The organism is Pseudomonas fluorescens, assembly GCF_902498195.1.
GTDB classification, from domain to species: Bacteria; Pseudomonadota; Gammaproteobacteria; order Pseudomonadales; family Pseudomonadaceae; genus Aquipseudomonas; species Aquipseudomonas fluorescens_BU.
The window spans coordinates 126,338-146,175 of record NZ_CABVIY010000008.1 but is presented as its reverse complement, the minus strand read 5'-3'; the positions used below and the strand labels follow the sequence as shown (position 1 = coordinate 146,175).

Genomic DNA, 19,838 nt, shown 5'->3' with positions numbered 1-19,838 from the left:
GCAGGGCTCGCTCCTACAGGGTTTCAGTCGCTTATTTCAGGGTCACTTTGGAGTAATCCTGGCGACCGAACGGGCTGACCGAATAACCCTCGACATCCTTGCGCGTCAGCGCAAAAGCGGTCGGGTGGGCCAGGGGTAGCCACAGCGCCTGTTGCTGGATCTGCGTTTGTGCCTGTTCGTAGAGTTTGGTACGCACGCCTTGTTCGCCGGTGGTCTTGCCGGCGCTGATGAGCTTGTCCAGGTCCTGGTTGCAGTAGCGGGCGAAGTTAGTGCCGGACTTGACCGCGGCGCAGGAGAATTGCGGTGTGAGGAAGTTGTCCGGGTCACCGTTGTCACCGGCCCAGCCCATGAACAGCAAGTCATGCTCGCCAGCCTTGGCGCGGCGAATCAGCTCGCCCCATTCGATCACGCGAATTTCGGCCTGTATGCCGATTTCCGCGAGGTCGGCCTGCAACAGCTGGGCGCCAAGGCTCGGGTTCGGGTTCAGCAGGCTGCCCGACGGGCGGGTCCAGATGGTGGTCTGGAAGCCGTCCTTGAGCCCGGCCTTGGCCATCAGCGCCTTGGCTTTTTCCACGTCGTGGGGATAGCCCGGCAGGCTTTTGGCGTAGCTCCAGGTGTTTGGCGGGTACGGTCCGTTGGCGGGCTCGGCGGTGTCTTCGAACACGGCCTTGACGTAATTGGCCTTGTCGAAGGCGAGGTTGATCGCCTGGCGCACTTCAGGCTTGTCCAGAGGTGGATGTTGGCTGTTGATGCCAACAAATGCCGTCATGAACGCGTCAGTCTTTTCCACTTTCAAGGTCGGTTCTTTCAGCGCGGCCTGCACGTCCAGGGGCTTGGGCGACAGGGCGATCTGGCATTCGTTGCGGCGCAACTTCTGCAGGCGCACGTTGGCGTCCGGGGTGATCGCGAAGATCAGCGGGTCCACCGATGGCTTGCCGCCGAAGTAGTCTGGGTTGGCCTTGTAGCGGATCGACGCGTCCTTCTGGAAGCGGGTGAACACAAACGGGCCGCTGCCGATCGGCTGGCTGTTGAGCTTCTCCGGGGTGCCGGCCTTCAATAATTTGTCGGCATATTCAGCCGAATAGATCGAGGCGAAGCCCATGCTCAACGTCGCGAGGAACGTCGAGTCCGGGTGATCGAGGGTAAAGCGCACGGTCAATGGGTCGAGGGCATCGATTTTCTTGATCAGCGCCGGCAACTGCATGGATTGCGCATGCGGGAAGCCACTTTGGGCGACTTTGTGCCACGGGTTGGCCGGATCGAGCATGCGGTCGAAGCTGAACTTGACGTCTTCGGCAGTCATTTCGCGCGTCGGGCTGAAGTAGTCGGTGCCGTGGAATTTCACCTTCGGGTGCAGCTTGAACACATAGGTCAGGCCATCAGGGCTGACTTCCCAGCTGTCGGCGAGGCTGGCGACCACTTTGCCGCTGGCCGTGTCGAAGTCCACCAGGCGATTCATCAGCACGTCCGCCGAGGCGTTGGTGGTGGTCAGCGAGTTGTATTGCACCACGTCGAAACCTTCGGGGCTGGCCTCGGTGCAGACGCTCAGGGCGGCCGCCATAGCCTGTGGGCTGAGCAGAAGTGGGGCGAGCAACAACGGTAGGGCAGCGAGGCGCATGGTCGGATTCCTTTACAGATCGAAGGCCCATCTGCAAGTGCAGTCTGGAAAGGGCTTACCCTAGTAGGCTCTTTTGCAAATGACTATCCCCTTTTTCATTTTGCGTGGACTATAGGCGATTGATTTTGCTGTGCTCGGGTGGAAAACCCCTGGGTTTGGGTGTCGGGCAGATTCTCTGCGACGAGCGGTCGAAATCGACGACAGCCCTTATCCAAAGCGCCTGACGCGCGAAAAGTGGGGTTTTTATCAACTCAACGCACAGCGAATGTTGTTGCTCTCTAGTCTTTCTGGTATAAAGCAGCGCTCTTTTCTAGGGGCCCGGTTCCTTCGCTTGTAGGTGTAACCGGTAAGACCCCTAAAGAAACGCGGCGCCTGGCGCCAAATGACTGAGAGATTAAGCGGCCAACCCATGCCGGGTTGGGCATGTGGTTTTAGAGGGCTGAGGCATGTCTAGAGTCTGTCAAGTTACCGGTAAGGGTCCGGTGACTGGGAATAACATTTCCCACGCAAACAACAAAACCCGTCGTCGTTTCCTGCCGAACCTGCAGCATCACCGCTTCTGGGTTGAAGAAGAGAAACGTTTCGTGCGTCTGCGCGTATCTGCCAAAGGCATGCGTATCATCGACAAGCGTGGCATCACTGCCGTGCTGGCCGAAATCCGCAAAGCCGGCAAGATCTAAGGGAGCTAATCATGCGTGAATTGATTCGTTTGATTTCGAGCGCCGGTACTGGTCACTTCTACACTACCGACAAGAACAAGCGTACTACCCCGGACAAAATCGAGATCAAGAAATATGATCCGGTTGTTCGCAAGCACGTGATCTACAAAGAAGGCAAAATCAAGTAATTGATTTTTCCCTCTTACGAAAAAGGCCCGTATCGCGAGATACGGGCCTTTTTTGTTGCGCGCTGATCAAGGTCTTTCGTTAGCGCGACGCGGTTCAGCCGCAGTGGATGCTGATGATGATTCGGTCGGCATTGGTGTGCAGATTGATGCGTCGCGGGCGCCGGTCGAAAGTCGAGGGATACGTTGGCCCGGTGGCCCGCACGGGGGCTCCGTTGGCCAGGGCGCGAACTTCTTCGAGCAACTCGGGTGTGCATTTCTGGCCGAGGGTGTACTGAGCGACCGAGACGTCGCATTGATCTGGATTGTTCGGCATGGTGCCTCCTTGGCATGTGAAACGGCCGATGTAAACCATCGGGTGTTTGGTGTTGGGTACGGGCAAATCAATTGCCCATGGCCACCTGGGTGATGATTCCGTTTTCGACCAGCAAGTTGATACGTGCCGGGTTGTAGTCCTTGGTCATGATGAACCCGGTGCCTCGGGGGCGTACCGCCAGGCCGGTCTTGTTGGCGAGTTCTTCACGCAGACCTTCGGAGTATTGTTGGCCGATGTACTGAGTCGCAGTCTCCAGGTGTTGTTTCAAGTCAGTGGTCATGATGGCTTCCTTGCGTTAGGTGGAATGAGCGAATGTGCTCGCGCCAATCCGTCATGGATGACGCGTGGAAAATACTCGGATAACGTCGGCCATTAATCACCTATGGGACTGTGTCGCGATGTTTGCCTATCGCGCGGCCATAAAAAAGCCCATCACCAGGGATGGGCTTTTGGTGGCTCGCTGGCCTGGCTTCAGGCCTTTTGTTCAAACGCCACATAGATTTTGCGGCAAGGCTCCAGCACCTCCCAGGTGCCACGGAAGCCTGCGGGAATCACGAAGCGGTCGCCCACGCGCAGGGTCTTCGCGTTGCCGTCATGGTCACGCAGTACGGAAACGCCCTGCACGATTTCGCAATATTCGTGTTCGGTGAAGTTCACCGTCCACTGGCCGACAGCCCCTTCCCAGACGCCCGCGTTCAATTGGCCGCAAGGGCTGTTGTAGTGGTTGTACACCGCTTGCTCGGGGTCGCCCTTGAGCACTTTGGTCGGGTCCGGGCGATAGCGCTCGGCGGCGGTGGTGGCCTGGCTGAAGTCGACGATATTCTGGATGCTCATTGTTGTATTCCCCCGTCATTGCGGTGCGAGTGGTTGATTGCACCAAAGTCTATGTTTATTAAAATGCACATCGCAAGGCCGTTTGACGGTGCTATGTCAAATATATTGAAACTTCACCTGCCGCTGGTTTAGGGTGGCGGTTGCCCTGGGCCGAAAGGCAGGCTGGCCGGGCAGAATTCCTGACAGCGCCCGCGAAGAACGCGGGTGTCGTATTCAATAAGAGGAGGACACTCGTATGACCACCCTGACTCGTGCCGACTGGGAACAAAAGGCCCGCGACCTGAAGATCGAAGGCCGCGCTTACCTCAATGGCGAATACACCGATGCCGTCTCCGGCGAGACCTTCGAGTGCATCAGCCCGGTCGATGGCCGTCTGCTGGGCAAGATTGCCAGCTGTGACGCCGCCGACGCCCAGCGCGCCGTGGAAAACGCTCGCGCCACCTTCAACTCCGGTGTCTGGTCGCGACTGGCGCCGACCAAGCGCAAATCCACCATGATCCGTTTCGCCGGCCTGCTCAAGCAGCACGCCGAAGAGCTGGCGCTGCTTGAAACCCTGGACATGGGCAAGCCGATCAGCGATTCCCTGTACATCGACGTTCCCGGCGCGGCGCAAGCCCTGAGCTGGAGCGGCGAAGCCATCGACAAGATTTACGATGAAGTGGCCGCGACTCCACACGATCAGCTGGGCCTGGTCACCCGCGAGCCGGTTGGCGTGGTGGGCGCCATCGTGCCGTGGAACTTCCCGTTGATGATGGCCTGCTGGAAACTCGGCCCGGCGCTGTCGACCGGTAACTCGGTCATCCTCAAGCCGTCGGAAAAATCGCCGCTGACGGCCATCCGCATCGCCGCGCTGGCCGTCGAGGCCGGTATTCCGAAAGGCGTGCTGAACGTGCTGCCAGGTTACGGTCATACCGTCGGCAAGGCCTTGGCCCTGCACAACGATGTCGACACCCTGGTGTTCACCGGTTCGACCAAGATCGCCAAGCAACTGCTGATCTACTCCGGTGAGTCGAACATGAAGCGCGTCTGGCTCGAAGCCGGCGGCAAGAGCCCGAACATCGTGTTCGCCGATGCACCGGACCTGCAAGCGGCAGCCGAGGCCGCTGCCGGCGCCATCGCATTCAACCAGGGCGAAGTCTGCACCGCCGGCTCGCGCCTGCTGGTGGAGCGCTCCATCAAGGACACATTCCTGCCGCTGGTGATCGAGGCCCTGAAAGCCTGGAAGCCGGGCAACCCGCTGGACCCGGCGACCAACGTCGGTGCGCTGGTGGATACCCAGCAGATGAACACCGTACTGTCCTACATCGAGTCCGGTCACAGTGATGGCGCCAAGCTGGTGGCCGGTGGCAAGCGTACCTTGCAGGAAACCGGCGGAACCTACGTCGAGCCGACGATTTTCGACGGCGTAAGCAACGCGATGAAAATTGCCCAGGAAGAAATCTTCGGGCCCGTGCTGTCGGTCATCACCTTCGACACCGCCGAAGAAGCCGTCGCCATCGCCAACGACACGCCTTACGGCCTGGCCGCTGCGGTGTGGACTGCCGATATCTCCAAGGCTCACCTGACCGCCAAGGCACTGCGTGCCGGCAGCGTCTGGGTCAACCAGTACGATGGCGGCGACATGACGGCACCGTTCGGTGGCTTCAAGCAGTCCGGCAACGGTCGCGACAAGTCGCTGCACGCGTTCGACAAGTACACCGAGCTGAAGGCGACCTGGATCAAGTTGTAAGCCAGTGAGGGAGTCCGGTGGCGAGCCGGACTCCTGAACGACGCAGATCCCTTGTGGGAGCGGGCTTGCTCGCGAAGGCGCCATAACAGTCAACATTGATGTTGGATGTGATGGCCACTTCGCGAGCAAGCCCGCTCCCACAGTGTTTTGTGGTGCACAAAAATTATCCACAGGAGCGTGGAACATGCGTTGGGCGACGTATTTCGCCGTGTTGGCGTCTGTCTTGAGTGTCGGCCTGGCCTTGGGCGTCAGTATGCCGCTGGTGTCGTTTCGGCTGGAGAGCTGGGGCTACGGGTCGTTTGCCATCGGCGTCATGGCGGCCATGCCGGCCATTGGCGTGCTGCTGGGCGCGAAGATCTCCAGCCATCTGGCGGCACGACTTGGCACGGCCAACCTGATGCGCCTGTGTTTGTGGGGCGGGGCCCTGTCCATCGGTTTGTTGGCGCTGTTGCCCAGCTACCCGATCTGGCTGGTGCTGCGCCTGATGATCGGCGTGGTCCTGACGCTGGTGTTCATCCTCGGCGAGAGCTGGATCAATCAATTGGTGATCGAGGAGTGGCGCGGACGCCTGGTGGCGCTGTACGGCAGCAGTTACGCGTTGAGCCAATTGGCCGGGCCGATACTGCTGGGCGTCCTGGGCACCGATCACGATTACGGTTTCTGGGTTGGCGTCGGTTTACTGGTGCTGGCACCGCTCCTGTTGCTGGGCCGCAGCGGCGCGCCCGCCAGTGAAGCCTGCAGCGTGACCTTCGGCGACCTGCTGACCTTCTGTCGTGGCTTGCCGGCGATTGCCTGGGGCGTTTCGTTGTTTGCGGCGTTCGAAGCGATGATCCTGACCTTGTTGCCGGTGTATTGCCTGCGCCAGGGCTTCACCACGGAAATCGCCCTGGCGATGGTCAGTACGGTAGTGGTCGGGGATGCCCTGCTGCAATTACCGATTGGCGCGCTGGCGGATCGGGTGTCGCGACGTACGCTGTTTACCGGCTGCGCGATGGTCCTGCTGGCATCAAGCCTGGCGATCCCGTTGCTGATCGATACGCTGCTGATCTGGCCGTTGTGGGTGCTGTTCGGCGCCAGTGCCGGCGGTCTGTTTACGTTGTCGCTGATCCTGATCGGCGAGCGCTATCGCGACGATGCGCTGGTTCGGGCGAATGCGCACATCGCGCAGCTGTGGGGGATCGGATGCCTGCTGGGGCCGTTGATCGCCGGTGCCGGCAGCCAGTGGATCAGCGGGCACGCGTTACCGTTGCTGATGGCGGCAGGGGCGTTCGGGTTGGTGATTCTGGTTTCGCGTCAGGGGGCGTTTGGCGCGGTTGCCGAGCCAGCCTGAAAGCAAAGATCGCAGCCTTCGGCAGCTCTTACAGTTGAAACGTGATGTTCTGTCAGGGCTGCGATTTTTCAAAGCATGCGTTCAAGCCCCACGGTGTTGCTCAACCAGGCATTGAAGCGACGCCACCAACTGCCCGGTTCTTTGGTCAGGGTGTGCATTTTTCCATCGTCTTCGGTCACCCAGACGACCTGGTCATGTTCCAGCCGCACCTGATAACTCAGGGGCGGCGCCATACCCTGTAACGCCAGTTCGCGCACGTGGGCAGCGAGCTCCGGGCTGTCCACCAATACCCCGACTTCGGTATTCCACAGCGTCGAGCGCGGATCAAAGTTGAACGAGCCGATGAAGGATTTCTGCTGGTCGAAAATGATCGCCTTGCTGTGCAGGCTGGAGTCGGAATCGCCATAGGACTTGGTGGAAAACAGGCGAGGCCCGCTGCCGCTTTCATCGCCGGGCTGGCGACGCAACTCAAACAACTGCACGCCATGCTCCAGCAACGCCCGGCGATAGGGTGCATAGCCACCATGCACCGCCGGCACGTCCGTGGCTTCCAGGGCGTTGGTCAGCAGCCGTACCGACACCCCGGCATCTGCGCGACCGGTCAGGTACACCAACCCCGGCTGGCCAGGCACGAAGTAGGCCGACACCATGATCAGCTCTTTGCTGACGCTATTGAGTTCAGGCGCCAATTGGGTGGTCAGCAGCAACTGCGGGTCGGGCTCATCCTTGGCCAGCACCTTGCTCGGTGCATCCCACAGCGCCTGGTTCCAGGCCCAGATCAACTCCTTGCGCCAGATGTCCAGGCGCGGGTCGGTGGCGAACTTCATCAGCTGCTGGTAGAGCGCATGGTTCTGCTGGCGGGATTCCTCCAGGGATTGTTCCAGCCGGGTCCGGGTGTTTTCCAGGTCCTCGGCGGTCGGTTTGCTGGAGACGAACGCATCGATCGGTTTGCTCAGGGCACTGTTCCAGTATTGGTCGAAACTGTGTCCCAGCTGCTCGGCCACCGGGCCGACACCCAGAATGTCGATGTCGGTGAAGTTCAGGTCAGGCTCGGCATCGAAATATTCGTCCCCCAGATTGCGTCCGCCGACGATGGCCATGCTGTTGTCGGCCAGCCACAGCTTGTTGTGCATGCGCCGGTGTTGCAGGGACAGATTGAACAGGCGGCCCATGGTGCGCGTCACGCCGGTGCTGCGGCCCAGGTGCAGGGGGTTGAACACGCGAATCTGGATGTGTGGGTGTGCCGCGAGGGTGGCGATGGTGCGGTCCAGGCCATCGCTGGTGGTGTCGTCGAGAAGAATGCGCACACGCACGCCACGGTCGGCAGCCTTGAGCAGCTCCTCGACCAGCATTCGCGTACTGATGCCGTCATGCACGATGTAGTACTGCAAATCGAGGCTGCTTTGCGCGTTGCGAATCAGCTCGGCGCGGGCGGTGAAAGCCTCGGTGCTGTCGGACAGCAGGCGAAAGCCCGACTTTCCTTCATGGGGTGCCGCCTGGGCCTGGACCGAACGGCCAAAGGCCGAATCGCTCGCCGGCAGTGCCTGGCTCGGTTCGCGCTGCACATCGAGGCTGGCGCAGCCGCCAAGGAACGAAGCAAGTAGTACCAGAGCAAGCAGGGGCTTTCTGACTCTCACGTGGGATCGTTCCGATTGGCGGCAGGTGATGGCATATGGACGCTGGACTCCGCAGAAAGGTCAGTCGCTCAGCCCGTCGGTTTCCGCCAGCAGTTTGATGGCGGCAGCGCCGACCTTGCGCACGGCCTCTTCGATCTGTGCCGTTGGTTTGGCAGCGTAGTTCATGCGCAGGCAATTGCGGTACTTGCCCGAGGCGGAAAAGATGCTGCCGACGGCAATCTGTACGCCCTGGTCATGCAAGGCACGATTCAGTTTCAGGGTGTCGAAGCCTTCCGGTAGCTCGACCCACAGCATGAAGCTGCCTTGCGGACGACTGGCGCGGGTGCCAGCGGGAAAATAGCGGGTGACCCAATCGATCATCATGTCGCGATTACGCTGGTATTGGGTGCGCATCCGCCGTAAATGCGGCTCGAAGTGACCGGCCTTGATGAACTCGGCGATGGCAATCTGTGGTTGTGGCGCGGTGGAGCCGGTGCTGATGTATTTCATGTGCAGCACCCGCTCCAGATAGCGACCGGGCGCGACCCAGCCGATGCGCAGGCCGGGGGCGAGGGTCTTGGAGAAGGAACTGCACAGCAGGACGCGGCCGTCTTCGTCGAAGGATTTGATCGTGCGAGGGCGCGGATAGGTGTAGGACAGTTCGCCATACACATCGTCTTCGATGATCGCCACGTCGAAACGCTGTGCGAGGGTCAACAGCGAGCGCTTGCGCGACTCCGGCATGATGTAGCCCAGCGGGTTGTTGCAATTGGGGGTCAACTGTATGGCCTTGATCGGCCATTGCTCCAGGGCCAGTTCGAGGGCGTCGAGGCTGATCCCGGTGAGGGGGTCGGTGGGGATTTCCAGGGCTTTCATGCCCAGGCCCTTGAGGGTCTGCATGGCACCATGAAAGCTCGGCGAATCCACGGCCACGATGTCTCCCGGGTTGCAGATCGAGCGGATGCTGGTGGACAGCGCCTCATGACAACCGGTTGTCACTACCAGGTCGCCGGGGCCCAACTGGCACCCGGAATCGAGCATCAGGCGGGCGATCTGTTCGCGCAGTTCGAGGTGCCCGTGAATGTTGTCGTAATACAGGCCCGGCATGTCTTGCCGGCGGCTGAGTTGCGCCAGGCCACGCAGCAGGGGCTTGAGGGTCGGGGTGGTGATGTCCGGCATGCCTCGGCCCAGTTGCACCACATCCTTGCGCGGCACCGCGCGGATCAACTCCAGCACCTGATCCCACTGGGAAATGTCCACCGGCCGCTGCGCCGGGCGGCCCACGGCGGGCAGCTCCGGCAGTTCCCGGCCGACCGGTACGAAATACCCGGACTTGGGCTTTGGCGTGGCCAGTCCACTGTCTTCCAGCACACGATAGGCCTGCTGCACCGTGCTCAGGCTGACCCCGTGTTCGATGCTCAGCGCCCGCACCGACGGCAGTCGGTCACCGGGGCGATAGAAGCCTTGTTCGATACGCGTGCCGAGCAGTTCGGCGAGGTTGACGTAGAGGGTCATGGCGCAGTCTCGGTTGAGGTTTTTCGGTGAACCAGTACAGATCGGGCAGAAATTCAGGATTCAGAGATCAGATCGGCAAATCTGTATGGAAATAATACAGTTTGGTTGGATCTGTAATGCTTTTCGCCGTTTACGCATCATGAAAGCTCTGGCTACCCAAGTAAACAGGAGCAATCAAAATGAACGGCTTGAGCGATGTGCGGCTGACGTTACACAGTCAGGAACTGGAGACAGGGCAAAAGGACAATGCGCGCCATGGCTCCATGCGCAAAGCGCTATCCCTGAGTCGCTGGGACCTGTTCTGGCATCGTCTAAACACGCGCAAGGCGTTGCTGGGGCTGACGCCGGAGCAGCTCAAGGATATCGGGATGACCCGGGAGCAGGCGCGGGAGGAGGGGCTCAAGCCCTTTTGGCGGATCTGAGTTGAACCGCCGCCCTCTGTAGGAGCTGCCGAAGGCTGCGATCTTTTGATCTTGTTTTTGAAATCAAAATCAAAAGATCGCAGCCTTCGGCAGCTCCTACAGGTGGGCGGTGTTGATGGAGACTTAGACCCACTCTTTAAGCCGATGCCACAACATCCCCAACGCCAACAGTGGCGAACGCAAATGCCTGCCGCCCGGGAAAGTCATGTGCGGCACCCTGGCAAACAGATCGAACCCGCCACTCTGCTGGCCGCTGATGGCCTCGGCCAGCAACTTGCCGGCCAGATGCGTGGCATTCACCCCGTGACCGGAATAAGCCTGGGCGTAATACACGTTCGGCTGGTCCTTGAGCCGGCCAATCTGCGGCAGGCGGTTGGCGCCGATGCCGATCATGCCGCCCCACTGATAATCGATCTTCACCGCGGCCAATCGCGGAAAGACCTCCAGCATCTTTGGCCGCATATAGGCCGCGATGTCTTTCGGGTCCCGTCCTGAGTAATGGCAGGCGCCGCCGAATAGCAAGCGGCGGTCGGCCGAGAGTCGGTAGTAATCCAGCGCCACCCTCTGATCGCAGACCGCCATGTTTTGCGGCAGCAGCAAGTGCGCCAGTTCTTCGCTCAAGGGCTCGGTGGCGATGATGTAACTGCCGGCCGCAAGCACTTTGCCGCTCAGCTCGGCATTGAGTTCATTGAGGTACGCGTTGCACCCCAGTACCAGGGTTTTGGCGCGGACCGTGCCCTGGGCGGTATGCACTTTGACCTCCGGCCCGTAATCGATGCGGGTGACCGCCGATTGTTCGAACAGCTTGGCGCCCAATTGCTGCGCGGCGGCGGCTTCGCCCAAGGCCAGGTTCAGCGGGTGCAGATGCCCGGAGCCCATGTCGATCAGGCCGCCCACATAGCGATCGGAACCCACCACGGTGTGCATTTCGTGGGGTTGCAGCAGGCGGGTTTCGTAGCGGTAACCGAGGCTGCGCAGTTCTGCGGCGTCTTCGGCGAAACCTTCGAGGTCGCGGGGCTTGTTGGCCAGGTCGCAGTAACCCCAGGTCAGGTCGCAAGGGATCTGGAAACGCTCGACCCGCTGTCGGACGATTTCCACGGCTTCCAGGCCCATGAGTTTCATCTGGCGCACACCGTCGGCGCCGATGACGTTGGCGAACTGATCGAGCCCGTGGCCCACCCCGCGAATCAACTGCCCGCCGTTGCGACCGCTGGCGCCCCAGCCGATTTTGCGGGCTTCGAGCAGCACCACGCTGAGCCCGCGCTCGGCCAGTTCCAGTGCCGTGTTCAGACCCGAAAACCCACCGCCGACCACGCACACATCGGCCACCACTTCACCTTTGAGCGTCGGATAATCCGGCTGCGGCAGGCTGCTGGCGGCGTAGTAGGAGGCCGTGTGCTGGGCAGGGGCGTTCATGCGCGTCATCCTGATTGCTGTGTCTAGAAAATTTGACGGAGCATAAGCCGGACCTTCCCGCACGGGCAACATTGGTCGGCTGCCGCTGTCTGGATCGGGGCTAATGCGTCAGACTTCGACTCTATTCCGATATCGGTAATCGCTTCGATGAGCTGCAACAGTCAGAAAATTCGCACGCTGCGCCAGCAGATTCCCTCGTTCGAGTGCGTGCCCGGCTGCCATGACTGCTGTGGCCCGGTGACCACGTCGCCGGAAGAAATGTCGCGCCTGCCGCGCAAGACCCGAGCCGAACAGGAAGCGGCGATGGACGAACTCAACTGTGTGCATCTTGGGCCGAACGGTTGCACCGTGTATGACGAGCGCCCGTTGATCTGCCGGTTGTTCGGCACCACCCAGACGTTGCCGTGCCCGAATGGGCGGCGGCCGGTGGAATTGATTCATCCGCGGGTGGAAAAGCAGGTGTTTGAGTACATGGCTTCGAATAGGCAGGTGCTGGTTTGAAAGATCGCAGCCTGCGGCAGCTCCTACAGAAGTACGCAATCCAATGTAGGAGCTGCCGAAGGCTGCGATCTTTTGATTTTCAATCCGGAATCGGCAGACTCAAACTTTCCTTCACCTCTTCCATCACGATGTAGCTCTTGGATTCGCGTACATGGGGCAGCTTGAGCAGGATGTCGCCCAGCAGCTTGCGGTACGAGGCCATCTCGGAAATCCGCGCTTTCACCAGGTAGTCGAAATCCCCTGAAACCAGGTGGCATTCCAGCACGTGGGGCAACTTCAGCACCGCACGCCGGAATTCCTCGAAAGTATCGCCGGACTTGTAGTCGAGGCTGATCTCGACGAACACCAGCAGGCTCCCCTTGAGGTGCTGCGGGTTGAGCCGCGCGTTGTAGCCCATGATGATCCCTTCGCGCTCAAGGCGCCGGACCCGCTCGGTGCAGGGCGTGGTCGAGAGCCCGACCTTTTCCCCAAGCTCGGTGAACGAAATGCGCCCGTCCGCTTGCAGGATCCGCAGGATGCTGCGGTCGATCTTGTCCAGCTCACGTTTGGTTTGAGTGTTGGTACGCATAGGGGATGCGCCTCCGTGAAAAGGGTTTTTGCCGAGAATTGTCGCCAAATATAGGCGTTTATATAGTGAAAATCACTGCCTATTCTTTTTTACACTGCGCACATCTAAAGCTCTGAACTTCACACGTCAGCGGTCAGCCGCGATGAGGGATATAAAAATGCGCGTCATGGTCTTGGGTAGCGGCGTCATCGGTACCACCAGTGCTTATTATCTGGCGCGTGCCGGGTTTGAAGTGGTGGTGGTCGACCGGCAGCCAGCCGCTGCCATGGAGACCAGTTTCGCCAACGCCGGCCAGGTGTCGCCGGGTTATGCCTCGCCGTGGGCCGCACCGGGTGTGCCGCTCAAGGCCATCAAGTGGCTGTTGGAGCGCCATGCACCCCTGGCAATCAAGCTCACCGGCGACATCGACCAGTACCTGTGGATGGCGCAGATGCTGCGCAACTGCACCGCCAGCCGTTATGCGGTGAACAAGGAACGCATGGTCCGTCTGTCCGAGTACAGCCGTGACTGCCTCGACGAACTGCGCGCCGAAACCGGCATTGCCTACGAAGGCCGCAGCCTCGGAACCACCCAATTGTTCCGCACCCAGGCTCAGCTCGATGGCGCCGCGAAAGACATCGCCGTGTTGAAAGAGTCCGGCGTGCCGTTCGAACTGCTCGACCGCGAAGGCATTGCCCGCGTCGAGCCGGCCCTGGCCAGCGTCACCGATATCCTGTCCGGCGCCCTGCGTCTGCCGAACGACCAGACCGGCGATTGCCAGATGTTCACCACCAAACTCGCGGAAATGGCCGCGAAGCTGGGTGTGCAATTCCGTTTTGGCCAGGACATCCAGCGCCTCGACTTCGCCGGCGATCGTATCAACGGCGTGTGGATCGACGGCAAGCTGGAAACCGCGGACCGTTACGTGCTGGCCCTCGGCAGCTATTCGCCGCAACTGCTCAAGCCGCTGGGGATCAAGGCGCCGGTGTATCCGCTCAAGGGTTACTCCATGACCGTGCCGATCACCAACCCGGCGATGGCCCCGACTTCGACCATTCTCGACGAGACCTACAAGGTCGCGATTACCCGTTTCGACAACCGCATCCGCGTTGGCGGCATGGCGGAGATCGCCGGTTTTGACCTGTCGCTGAACCCGCGTCGGCGCGAAACCCTGGAGATGATCGTCAACGACCTTTATCCTCAGGGCGGCGATCTGGCCCAGGCCAGTTTCTGGACCGGCCTGCGTCCAACTACTCCGGACGGCACGCCAATCGTTGGCGCCACACCGTTCAAGAATCTGTTCCTGAACACCGGCCACGGCACGCTCGGCTGGACCATGGCCTGTGGCTCGGGTCGCTTGCTGGCCGACCTGATGGCGAAGAAAACGCCGCAGATCAGCGCCGAAGGCCTCGATATTTCCCGCTACGGCAACAAACGACAGGAGTCCGCAAAACATGTCAGTCCAGCGCCAGCTCACCAATGAGCGCATGAGTCAGATCGTCACCCACAACGGCACGGTGTACCTGGCCGGACAGGTTGGCGACGACATGAACGCCGGGATTGAACAGCAGACCCGTGAAACCCTGGCCAACATCGAGCGTCTGCTTGATCTGGCCGGGACCGACAAGAACCGTCTGCTGTCGGTGACGATTTACCTGAAAGACATTGATGCGCACTTCGAAGGCATGAACGCGGTATGGGACCAGTGGCTGCCGAAAGGCGTCGCACCGGCCCGCGCCACGGTCGAAGCGAAGTTGTGCGAGCCGCACATCCTGGTAGAGCTGTCGGTTGTAGCCGCTCTGCCATAACGGCTCTGAAAGATCCCTCTCCCGGCATTACTGGCGGTTCACGCCGTCAATCAGTGCCGGTTTTTCTTCCCAACGACCGACCAGAAGTCTGCCGCCATGCGTCCTGCCCGTGCCCTGATCGACCTTCAAGCCCTGCGTCACAACTACCAGATCGCCCGTGAAGTCACGGGTGCCCGTGCCCTCGCGGTGATCAAGGCCGACGCCTATGGTCATGGCGCGGTGCGTTGCGCCCAGGCGCTCGAAGCCGAGGCGGATGGTTTCGCCGTGGCCTGCATCGAAGAGGCCCTGGAGCTGCGCGCCGCCGGCATTCGCGCGCCGGTGTTGCTGCTGGAAGGCTTTTTTGAAGCCGATGAACTGGCGCTGATCGTCGAGCATGATTTCTGGTGCGTGGTGCACTCGCTGTGGCAACTCGAAGCGATCGAGAAAGCAGCACTGGGCAAGCCGATCACGGTCTGGCTCAAGCTCGACTCGGGCATGCACCGCGTCGGCCTGCATCCGAAGGACTACCAGGCGGGGTATCAACGGCTGCTGGCCAGCGGCAACGTGGCGAAGATCGTGCTGATGAGCCATTTCGCCCGCGCCGACGAACTGAACTGCCAGGCCAGCGCCGAACAGGTCGCGGTGTTCGAAGCCGCGCGCCAGGGCTTGTCGGCCGAGGTCAGCTTGCGCAATTCGCCAGCGGTGCTGGGTTGGCCGCAGATTCCGAGCGATTGGGTGCGTCCGGGCATCATGCTTTACGGCGCCACCCCGTTCGAAGAAGCCAACGCCGTGGCGGCGCGCCTGCAGCCGGTGATGACCCTTGAGTCGAAGGTGATCAGCGTGCGCGAACTGCCGGCCGGCGAGCCGATCGGCTATGGCGCCAAATTCATCACCCAGAAGCCGATGCGCGTAGGCGTGGTCGCCATGGGGTACGCCGATGGCTACCCGCGCCTGGCGCCCACCGGTACGCCGGTGCTGGTGGCCGGGCAACGCAGCCAGTTGATCGGCCGGGTGTCGATGGACATGCTGTGCGTCGACCTGACCGATATTCCACAAGCCGGCCTGGGTTCGACCGTCGAGTTGTGGGGCAAAAACATCCTGGCCAGCGACGTGGCCATCGCGGCGGGCACGATTCCTTACCAGATTTTCTGCAACCTGCGCCGGGTGCCACTGCTCTATTCCGGGAGCTGACGCCGGGCCGCACGGACCGGAAGTCGCCTCGCCGAACAGGATTCAGGTCAAGGTGTTGTAAATACTGAACGCTGTCGCCATGATAACGCTCAATATTCCAACAACCTGAATCCCTGGAGGCGCAAGCTTTGGACGTCGGTGAACGACTGCAATCGATCCGTAAGCTCAAAGGTCTTTCCCAGCGTGAACTCGCCAAGCGCGCGGGCGTCACCAACAGCACCATTTCGATGATCGAGAAGAACAGCGTCAGCCCCTCGATCAGTTCGCTGAGGAAAGTGTTGGGCGGGATTCCCATGTCCATGGTCGAGTTCTTTTCCGAAGAGATCCTGCAGGAAGTACCGACTCAGATCGTCTACAAGGCTAACGAGCTGATCGACATTTCCGATGGTGCAGTGACCATGAAACTGGTCGGCCGGGCGCACCCGAGCCGGGCTATCGCATTCCTCAATGAAATCTACCCGCCAGGCGCCGACACCGGTGACGAAATGCTGACCCACGAAGGCGAGGAAACCGGGATTCTGGTGGAGGGCCGGCTTGAATTGGTCGTCGGGCTTGAAACATTTGTGCTCGAAGCCGGCGATAGCTACTACTTTGAAAGTACCAAGCCGCATCGTTTCCGTAATCCGTTCGATGCGCCGGCGCGACTAATCAGCGCAGCGACACCCGCGAATTTTTAAGAGAAGAGGCGCCCTGCCAGCATGGCCGCGGCACCCGAGCTGTTTTGACGTTGCGCAACAAGACCCCTTCGACTTTGGGGTTGTTTCAGTGTCGCGGGCTTACCGCTATACTTGCGCCCGCCTGCGAACCGTGGCCGTAGGCGTGACTAGCCACCATTGAGGGTGAACGCGTGAACCTAATTATGAAAATGCTGGCCGTACCAGCAACCGTATTGGCCCTCTGGGCTGCCAGCGCTCAAGCTGCGACCAACGACGAAATTGCCAAGCGCCTTGAGCCAGTCGGCCAGGTCTGTGTAACAGGTAAAGAATGTAAGGGCATGGAAGTCGCCGCTGCTGCCGGCGGTGCTGGCGGTGCCAAGGCGCCTAAAGATGTTATTGCAAAACATTGCAACGCTTGCCACGGCACCGGCCTGTTGGGCGCGCCGAAAATCGGCGACAAGGCAGCCTGGAAAGAGCGTGCCGATCACCAGGGCGGCCTCGACGGCATCCTGGCCAAAGCCATTACCGGCATCAACTCGATGCCGCCAAAAGGCACCTGCGCCGATTGCTCCGATGACGAGCTGAAGGGCGCCATCAAAGAGATGTCCGGTCTGTAACAGGCCCGCCTCTTTCGCAAAAAAGCCGCTTGCGAGCGGCTTTTTTGTGCCTGCCGATTTCCCGGTAGGCGCTGCCGAAGGCTGCGATCTTTTGATCTTGTTTTTAAAAATCAAAATCACAAGATCGCGGCCTGCGGCAGCACCTGCCAGGTTTTTGTGGCGCCCCCATTGTGTGTGACAGGCTGTTCATCGCAGCAAATCCCCGGCAAGCTCGGTCCAACCCCAGATAATGGAATGTAAGGGAGGATCCTATGGTGCAGCTGTGTTCCATCGAGCAAGCGGTCGATGAGGTGCTGGCGCGTTTGCCGGCGCATGTCCACATGGGCCTGCCCCTGGGCCTGGGCAAACCCAACCCGTTCGTCAACGCGCTGTATCGGCGCATGGCGCAGTTGCCCGAGCGTCAGCTGACGATCTATACCGCACTGTGCCTGGGCCGCCCCGCACTGGGCGATGGGCTGCAAAAGCGCTTCCTCGAACCCTTCATCGAACAGGTCTTCGGCGATTATCCGGAGCTGGACTTCCTTGCCGACCTGCACCGCGACAACCTGCCGGGCAATGTTCATGTCCAGCAATTCTTCATGCAGCCCGGCAGCTTGCTGAACAGCGCGCCAGCCCAGCAGGACTATGTCAGCAGCAACTACAGCCATGCCGCGCGGGACATCAACGCCGCGGGCTTGAACCTGGTGGCGCAAATGGTGGCAAGCCATTCGGAACACCCCGATCGCCTGAGCCTCAGTTGCAACCCGGACATCACCCTCGACTTGCTGCCCATGATCGCCAGGCGCCGGGCTGCCGGCGAGACGATCCTGATGGTCGGCCAGGTGCACAGCGACTTGCCCTACATGCCCGGTGACGCCGAACTCGGCATCGATGCGTTCGACCTGCTGATCCACGAGAAGGACGTCACCACGCTATTTTCCACGCCGAACATGCCGGTGGGGTTCCAGGACCATTTCATCGGTTTGCACGCCAGTACGCTGGTGCGCGATGGCGGCACATTGCAGATCGGCATCGGCGCTATGGGTGATGCGCTGACAGCGGCGTTGCTGGCGCGTCAGGCTGACAATGACGGTTACAAGGCGCTGCTGGCGGACATAAACCTAACCCCATGGGCGCAACTGATCGAGCGAGAAGGTGGCCTCGAACCCTTTGCGAAGGGCCTCTACGGTTGCAGCGAAATGTTCGTCAACGGCCTCCTGGTGCTGGCCGATGCCGGGATCGTTCGGCGCAAGGTCTACCCGGATGTGCAGACGCAACAACAGGCCAATGCCGGGACCCTCGATGAGGCCGCGCAGACCGACGGCATCAGCGTGCATGGCGGCTTCTTCCTCGGGCCGCGCAGCTTCTATGCGCGGCTGCGCGAGTTGCCACAGAGCAAGCGGCGCGAATTCAACATGACGCGCATCAGCTACATCAACGAGCTTTACGGGCAGGAAGAACTCAAGCGCTTGCAGCGCCTCGATGCGCGGTTCATCAACACGGCGTTCACCATGACCCTGCTGGGTGCTGGCGTGGCGGATCAGCTCGAAGACGGGCGGGTGCTCAGCGGCGTCGGCGGGCAGTACAACTTCGTGGCGCAGGGCCACGCCCTGCACGGTGCGCGCTCGGTGTTGCTGCTGCGCAGCTGGCGCGAGTCGGGCGGTGACGTCAGTTCCAACATTGTCTGGGAGTACGGCCACTGCACGATCCCCCGCCACCTGCGGGACATCGTGGTCACCGAGTACGGCATTGCCGATCTGCGGGGCAAGACCGATGCGGCGGTGATCGAAGCCCTGTTGAACATCAGTGACTCACGCTTTCAGCCGGGGCTGATCGAACAGGCGCAGAAGGTCGGTAAATTGCCCGGGGATTTTCATCTCGATCCGCGTTTCAGCGACAACCATCCGCAGCGTTTGCAGGCGATTCAGGGGCGCCATGCGCATCTGTTTCCGGAATATCCGTTGGGTTGTGATTTCAGCGAGGTGGAGCGGGATTTGTTGCGGGCGCTGAACTGGCTCAAGAGCAAGTTCAAGCTGAGCGAGATACTGGAATTGGGCAAGGCTGCGCTGGATGCGCCGCCTGCTTCGCAGTTTCCCGCGCATCTGGAGCGGATGCAGCTGAGCAACCCGGATGGCCTGAAAGAAGACCTGTATCAGCGATTGCTGCTCACCGGCCTTAAGGCCACTGCGCAATAACGGTTGACCCAAAACCACTGTGGGAGCGGGCTTGCTCGCGAAAGTGGTGTGCCAGTCAAGGTTGATGTCGACTGACACGCCGCCTTCGCGAGCAAGCCCGCTCCCACAGGGACAAGGCGGTGTGACGGATTACTCGATGAAGGTCACGACGCCACCGGCCAGCGACTGAACACGCGCCAGCGACTCAACCCGATAACCCTGCGCATCCAGCTCCGCGCGACCGCCCTGGAACGATTTCTCGATCACGATGCCCAGGCCCGCCACGGTGGCGCCGGCCTGCTTGATGATCGAAATCAGTGCCTGGGACGCCTTACCGTTGGCCAGGAAGTCGTCGATGATCAGCACGCGGTCGCTGCTGGTCAGGTGGCGCGGGGAGATCGCCACGGTGCTTTCGGTCTGCTTGGTGAACGAGTACACGGTCGCCGACAGCAGGTTTTCGGTCAGGGTCAGGGACTGGTGCTTGCGAGCGAAAATCACCGGCACGCCGAGGTTCAGACCGGTCATGATCGCCGGGGCGATGCCCGAGGCTTCGATGGTGACGATCTTGGTGATGCCCGAGTCCTTGAACAGCGTGGCGAATTCGTCGCCGATCAGCTTCATCAGGGCCGGGTCGATCTGGTGGTTCAGAAAGGCGTCGACTTTCAGGACCTGGTCGGAAAGCACGATGCCTTCTTCGCGGATTTTCTTGTGCAGGGCTTCCATGAAGCTGTCCTCAGTTGGCGCCC

At 60.8% G+C, this 19,838-nt stretch carries 21 protein-coding genes; 12 read left to right on the top strand and 9 right to left on the bottom strand.

Features of this window, described 5'->3' with window-relative positions; translation table 11 throughout:
* Positions 1–31 precede the first annotated feature (31 nt).
* Positions 32–1,618: an ABC transporter substrate-binding protein gene (locus tag F8N66_RS26755; RefSeq protein ID WP_150773000.1), complete on the bottom strand. Its 1,587-nt coding sequence runs from the start codon at positions 1,616–1,618 to the stop codon at positions 32–34.
* Positions 1,619–2,064: 446 nt separating this feature from the next.
* On the opposite strand from F8N66_RS26755, the gene rpmB reads away from it, so the two are divergent.
* A complete protein-coding gene (gene rpmB, locus F8N66_RS26750) occupies positions 2,065–2,298 on the top strand; it encodes a 50S ribosomal protein L28 (protein ID WP_034147715.1) in 234 nt (77 codons plus the stop codon).
* Between the two features lie 11 nt (positions 2,299–2,309).
* Complete coding sequence (gene rpmG / locus F8N66_RS26745; protein ID WP_003177274.1) at positions 2,310–2,465, top strand: 50S ribosomal protein L33; 156 nt, start codon at positions 2,310–2,312, stop codon at positions 2,463–2,465.
* A 94-nt stretch (positions 2,466–2,559) separates the two neighbouring features.
* Here the strand turns inward: rpmG and F8N66_RS26740 are convergent, their stop codons facing one another.
* From F8N66_RS26740 to F8N66_RS26730, 3 genes are all read right to left on the bottom strand, one after another.
* Complete coding sequence (locus tag F8N66_RS26740; protein ID WP_150772999.1) at positions 2,560–2,778, bottom strand: I78 family peptidase inhibitor; 219 nt, start codon at positions 2,776–2,778, stop codon at positions 2,560–2,562.
* A gap of 67 nt (positions 2,779–2,845) precedes the next feature.
* On the bottom strand, positions 2,846–3,058 hold the full coding sequence (locus tag F8N66_RS26735) for an I78 family peptidase inhibitor (RefSeq protein WP_150772998.1): 213 nt from the start codon (positions 3,056–3,058) through the stop codon (positions 2,846–2,848).
* Between the two features lie 191 nt (positions 3,059–3,249).
* Positions 3,250–3,612, bottom strand: a complete 363-nt coding sequence (locus F8N66_RS26730; protein WP_150772997.1) for a cupin domain-containing protein — start codon at positions 3,610–3,612, stop codon at positions 3,250–3,252.
* Between the two features lie 235 nt (positions 3,613–3,847).
* Here F8N66_RS26730 and F8N66_RS26725 point away from each other — a divergent pair, with 235 nt between their 5' ends.
* Together F8N66_RS26725 and F8N66_RS26715 are read left to right on the top strand one after the other, a co-directional pair.
* Complete coding sequence (locus tag F8N66_RS26725) at positions 3,848–5,341, top strand: aldehyde dehydrogenase (protein ID WP_150772996.1); 1,494 nt, start codon at positions 3,848–3,850, stop codon at positions 5,339–5,341.
* Positions 5,342–5,525: 184 nt separating this feature from the next.
* Positions 5,526–6,671: an MFS transporter gene (locus F8N66_RS26715; RefSeq protein ID WP_150772995.1), complete on the top strand. Its 1,146-nt coding sequence runs from the start codon at positions 5,526–5,528 to the stop codon at positions 6,669–6,671.
* Positions 6,672–6,739: 68 nt separating this feature from the next.
* Here the strand turns inward: F8N66_RS26715 and F8N66_RS26710 are convergent, their stop codons facing one another.
* Both F8N66_RS26710 and F8N66_RS26705 read right to left on the bottom strand, forming a co-directional pair.
* Positions 6,740–8,308 carry a phospholipase D family protein gene (locus F8N66_RS26710; protein WP_150772994.1) on the bottom strand — a complete coding sequence of 523 codons (1,569 nt, stop codon included), beginning with the start codon at positions 8,306–8,308 and terminating at the stop codon, positions 6,740–6,742.
* Between the two features lie 60 nt (positions 8,309–8,368).
* The gene (locus F8N66_RS26705) at positions 8,369–9,802 is read right to left on the bottom strand and encodes a PLP-dependent aminotransferase family protein (RefSeq protein WP_150772993.1); all 1,434 of its coding nucleotides are present in this window, start codon (positions 9,800–9,802) and stop codon (positions 8,369–8,371) included.
* Positions 9,803–9,981: 179 nt separating this feature from the next.
* Between F8N66_RS26705 and F8N66_RS26700 the strand changes: the two genes are divergently transcribed.
* Positions 9,982–10,224 carry a DUF1127 domain-containing protein gene (locus tag F8N66_RS26700; protein WP_150772992.1) on the top strand — a complete coding sequence of 81 codons (243 nt, stop codon included), beginning with the start codon at positions 9,982–9,984 and terminating at the stop codon, positions 10,222–10,224.
* Positions 10,225–10,347: 123 nt separating this feature from the next.
* On the opposite strand, the gene F8N66_RS26695 is transcribed toward F8N66_RS26700, so the two are convergent.
* Positions 10,348–11,649 carry an NAD(P)/FAD-dependent oxidoreductase gene (locus tag F8N66_RS26695; RefSeq protein ID WP_412070758.1) on the bottom strand — a complete coding sequence of 434 codons (1,302 nt, stop codon included), beginning with the start codon at positions 11,647–11,649 and terminating at the stop codon, positions 10,348–10,350.
* Positions 11,650–11,787: 138 nt separating this feature from the next.
* On the opposite strand from F8N66_RS26695, the gene F8N66_RS26690 reads away from it, so the two are divergent.
* Entirely contained in the window at positions 11,788–12,141 is a 354-nt protein-coding gene (locus tag F8N66_RS26690; RefSeq protein ID WP_095194411.1) for a YkgJ family cysteine cluster protein, read from the top strand.
* A 79-nt stretch (positions 12,142–12,220) separates the two neighbouring features.
* On the opposite strand, the gene F8N66_RS26685 is transcribed toward F8N66_RS26690, so the two are convergent.
* Positions 12,221–12,709: an Lrp/AsnC ligand binding domain-containing protein gene (locus tag F8N66_RS26685; protein WP_095194410.1), complete on the bottom strand. Its 489-nt coding sequence runs from the start codon at positions 12,707–12,709 to the stop codon at positions 12,221–12,223.
* A 157-nt stretch (positions 12,710–12,866) separates the two neighbouring features.
* Here F8N66_RS26685 and dadA point away from each other — a divergent pair, with 157 nt between their 5' ends.
* The 6 genes from dadA (at position 12,867) to F8N66_RS26655 (ending at position 19,113) form a co-directional block, all read left to right on the top strand.
* Positions 12,867–14,171, top strand: coding sequence for a D-amino acid dehydrogenase (gene dadA, locus F8N66_RS26680; RefSeq protein ID WP_150772990.1), 1,305 nt, complete (start codon positions 12,867–12,869; stop codon positions 14,169–14,171).
* Complete coding sequence (locus F8N66_RS26675; RefSeq protein ID WP_150772989.1) at positions 14,143–14,496, top strand: RidA family protein; 354 nt, start codon at positions 14,143–14,145, stop codon at positions 14,494–14,496. The genes dadA and F8N66_RS26675 overlap by 29 nt, the downstream gene beginning before the upstream one ends.
* Positions 14,497–14,592: 96 nt before the next feature.
* A complete protein-coding gene (gene alr, locus F8N66_RS26670) occupies positions 14,593–15,666 on the top strand; it encodes an alanine racemase (RefSeq protein ID WP_150772988.1) in 1,074 nt (357 codons plus the stop codon).
* A gap of 128 nt (positions 15,667–15,794) precedes the next feature.
* Positions 15,795–16,343: a cupin domain-containing protein gene (locus F8N66_RS26665; protein ID WP_150772987.1), complete on the top strand. Its 549-nt coding sequence runs from the start codon at positions 15,795–15,797 to the stop codon at positions 16,341–16,343.
* Between the two features lie 182 nt (positions 16,344–16,525).
* Positions 16,526–16,939: a c-type cytochrome gene (locus tag F8N66_RS26660; protein WP_150773211.1), complete on the top strand. Its 414-nt coding sequence runs from the start codon at positions 16,526–16,528 to the stop codon at positions 16,937–16,939.
* 251 nt (positions 16,940–17,190) lie between these two features.
* Positions 17,191–19,113, top strand: a complete 1,923-nt coding sequence (locus F8N66_RS26655; protein ID WP_150772986.1) for an acetyl-CoA hydrolase/transferase C-terminal domain-containing protein — start codon at positions 17,191–17,193, stop codon at positions 19,111–19,113.
* A 129-nt stretch (positions 19,114–19,242) separates the two neighbouring features.
* Here the strand turns inward: F8N66_RS26655 and F8N66_RS26645 are convergent, their stop codons facing one another.
* A complete protein-coding gene (locus F8N66_RS26645; RefSeq protein WP_020799401.1) occupies positions 19,243–19,815 on the bottom strand; it encodes a xanthine phosphoribosyltransferase in 573 nt (190 codons plus the stop codon).
* Between the last annotated feature and the right edge of the window lie 23 nt (positions 19,816–19,838).

Excerpts from the sequence above, each read along its gene's own strand:
- F8N66_RS26730 (WP_150772997.1), bottom strand. The coding sequence starts at position 3,612 with ATGAGCATCCAGAATATCGTCGACTTCAGCCAGGCCACCACCGCCGCC.
- F8N66_RS26715 (WP_150772995.1), top strand. The coding sequence starts at position 5,526 with ATGCGTTGGGCGACGTATTTCGCCGTGTTGGCGTCTGTCTTGAGTGTC.
- F8N66_RS26695 (WP_412070758.1), bottom strand. The coding sequence starts at position 11,649 with ATGACGCGCATGAACGCCCCTGCCCAGCACACGGCCTCCTACTACGCC.
- F8N66_RS26700 (WP_150772992.1), top strand. The coding sequence starts at position 9,982 with ATGAACGGCTTGAGCGATGTGCGGCTGACGTTACACAGTCAGGAACTG.
- F8N66_RS26675 (WP_150772989.1), top strand. The coding sequence starts at position 14,143 with ATGTCAGTCCAGCGCCAGCTCACCAATGAGCGCATGAGTCAGATCGTC.
- F8N66_RS26685 (WP_095194410.1), bottom strand. The coding sequence starts at position 12,709 with ATGCGTACCAACACTCAAACCAAACGTGAGCTGGACAAGATCGACCGC.
- F8N66_RS26660 (WP_150773211.1), top strand. The coding sequence starts at position 16,526 with ATGAAAATGCTGGCCGTACCAGCAACCGTATTGGCCCTCTGGGCTGCC.
- rpmG (WP_003177274.1), top strand. The coding sequence starts at position 2,310 with ATGCGTGAATTGATTCGTTTGATTTCGAGCGCCGGTACTGGTCACTTC.
- dadA (WP_150772990.1), top strand. The coding sequence starts at position 12,867 with ATGCGCGTCATGGTCTTGGGTAGCGGCGTCATCGGTACCACCAGTGCT.
- F8N66_RS26735 (WP_150772998.1), bottom strand. The coding sequence starts at position 3,058 with ATGACCACTGACTTGAAACAACACCTGGAGACTGCGACTCAGTACATC.
- F8N66_RS26645 (WP_020799401.1), bottom strand. The coding sequence starts at position 19,815 with ATGGAAGCCCTGCACAAGAAAATCCGCGAAGAAGGCATCGTGCTTTCC.
- rpmB (WP_034147715.1), top strand. The coding sequence starts at position 2,065 with ATGTCTAGAGTCTGTCAAGTTACCGGTAAGGGTCCGGTGACTGGGAAT.
- F8N66_RS26725 (WP_150772996.1), top strand. The coding sequence starts at position 3,848 with ATGACCACCCTGACTCGTGCCGACTGGGAACAAAAGGCCCGCGACCTG.
- F8N66_RS26755 (WP_150773000.1), bottom strand. The coding sequence starts at position 1,618 with ATGCGCCTCGCTGCCCTACCGTTGTTGCTCGCCCCACTTCTGCTCAGC.
- F8N66_RS26705 (WP_150772993.1), bottom strand. The coding sequence starts at position 9,802 with ATGACCCTCTACGTCAACCTCGCCGAACTGCTCGGCACGCGTATCGAA.
- F8N66_RS26740 (WP_150772999.1), bottom strand. The coding sequence starts at position 2,778 with ATGCCGAACAATCCAGATCAATGCGACGTCTCGGTCGCTCAGTACACC.
- F8N66_RS26690 (WP_095194411.1), top strand. The coding sequence starts at position 11,788 with ATGAGCTGCAACAGTCAGAAAATTCGCACGCTGCGCCAGCAGATTCCC.
- alr (WP_150772988.1), top strand. The coding sequence starts at position 14,593 with ATGCGTCCTGCCCGTGCCCTGATCGACCTTCAAGCCCTGCGTCACAAC.
- F8N66_RS26655 (WP_150772986.1), top strand. The coding sequence starts at position 17,191 with ATGGTGCAGCTGTGTTCCATCGAGCAAGCGGTCGATGAGGTGCTGGCG.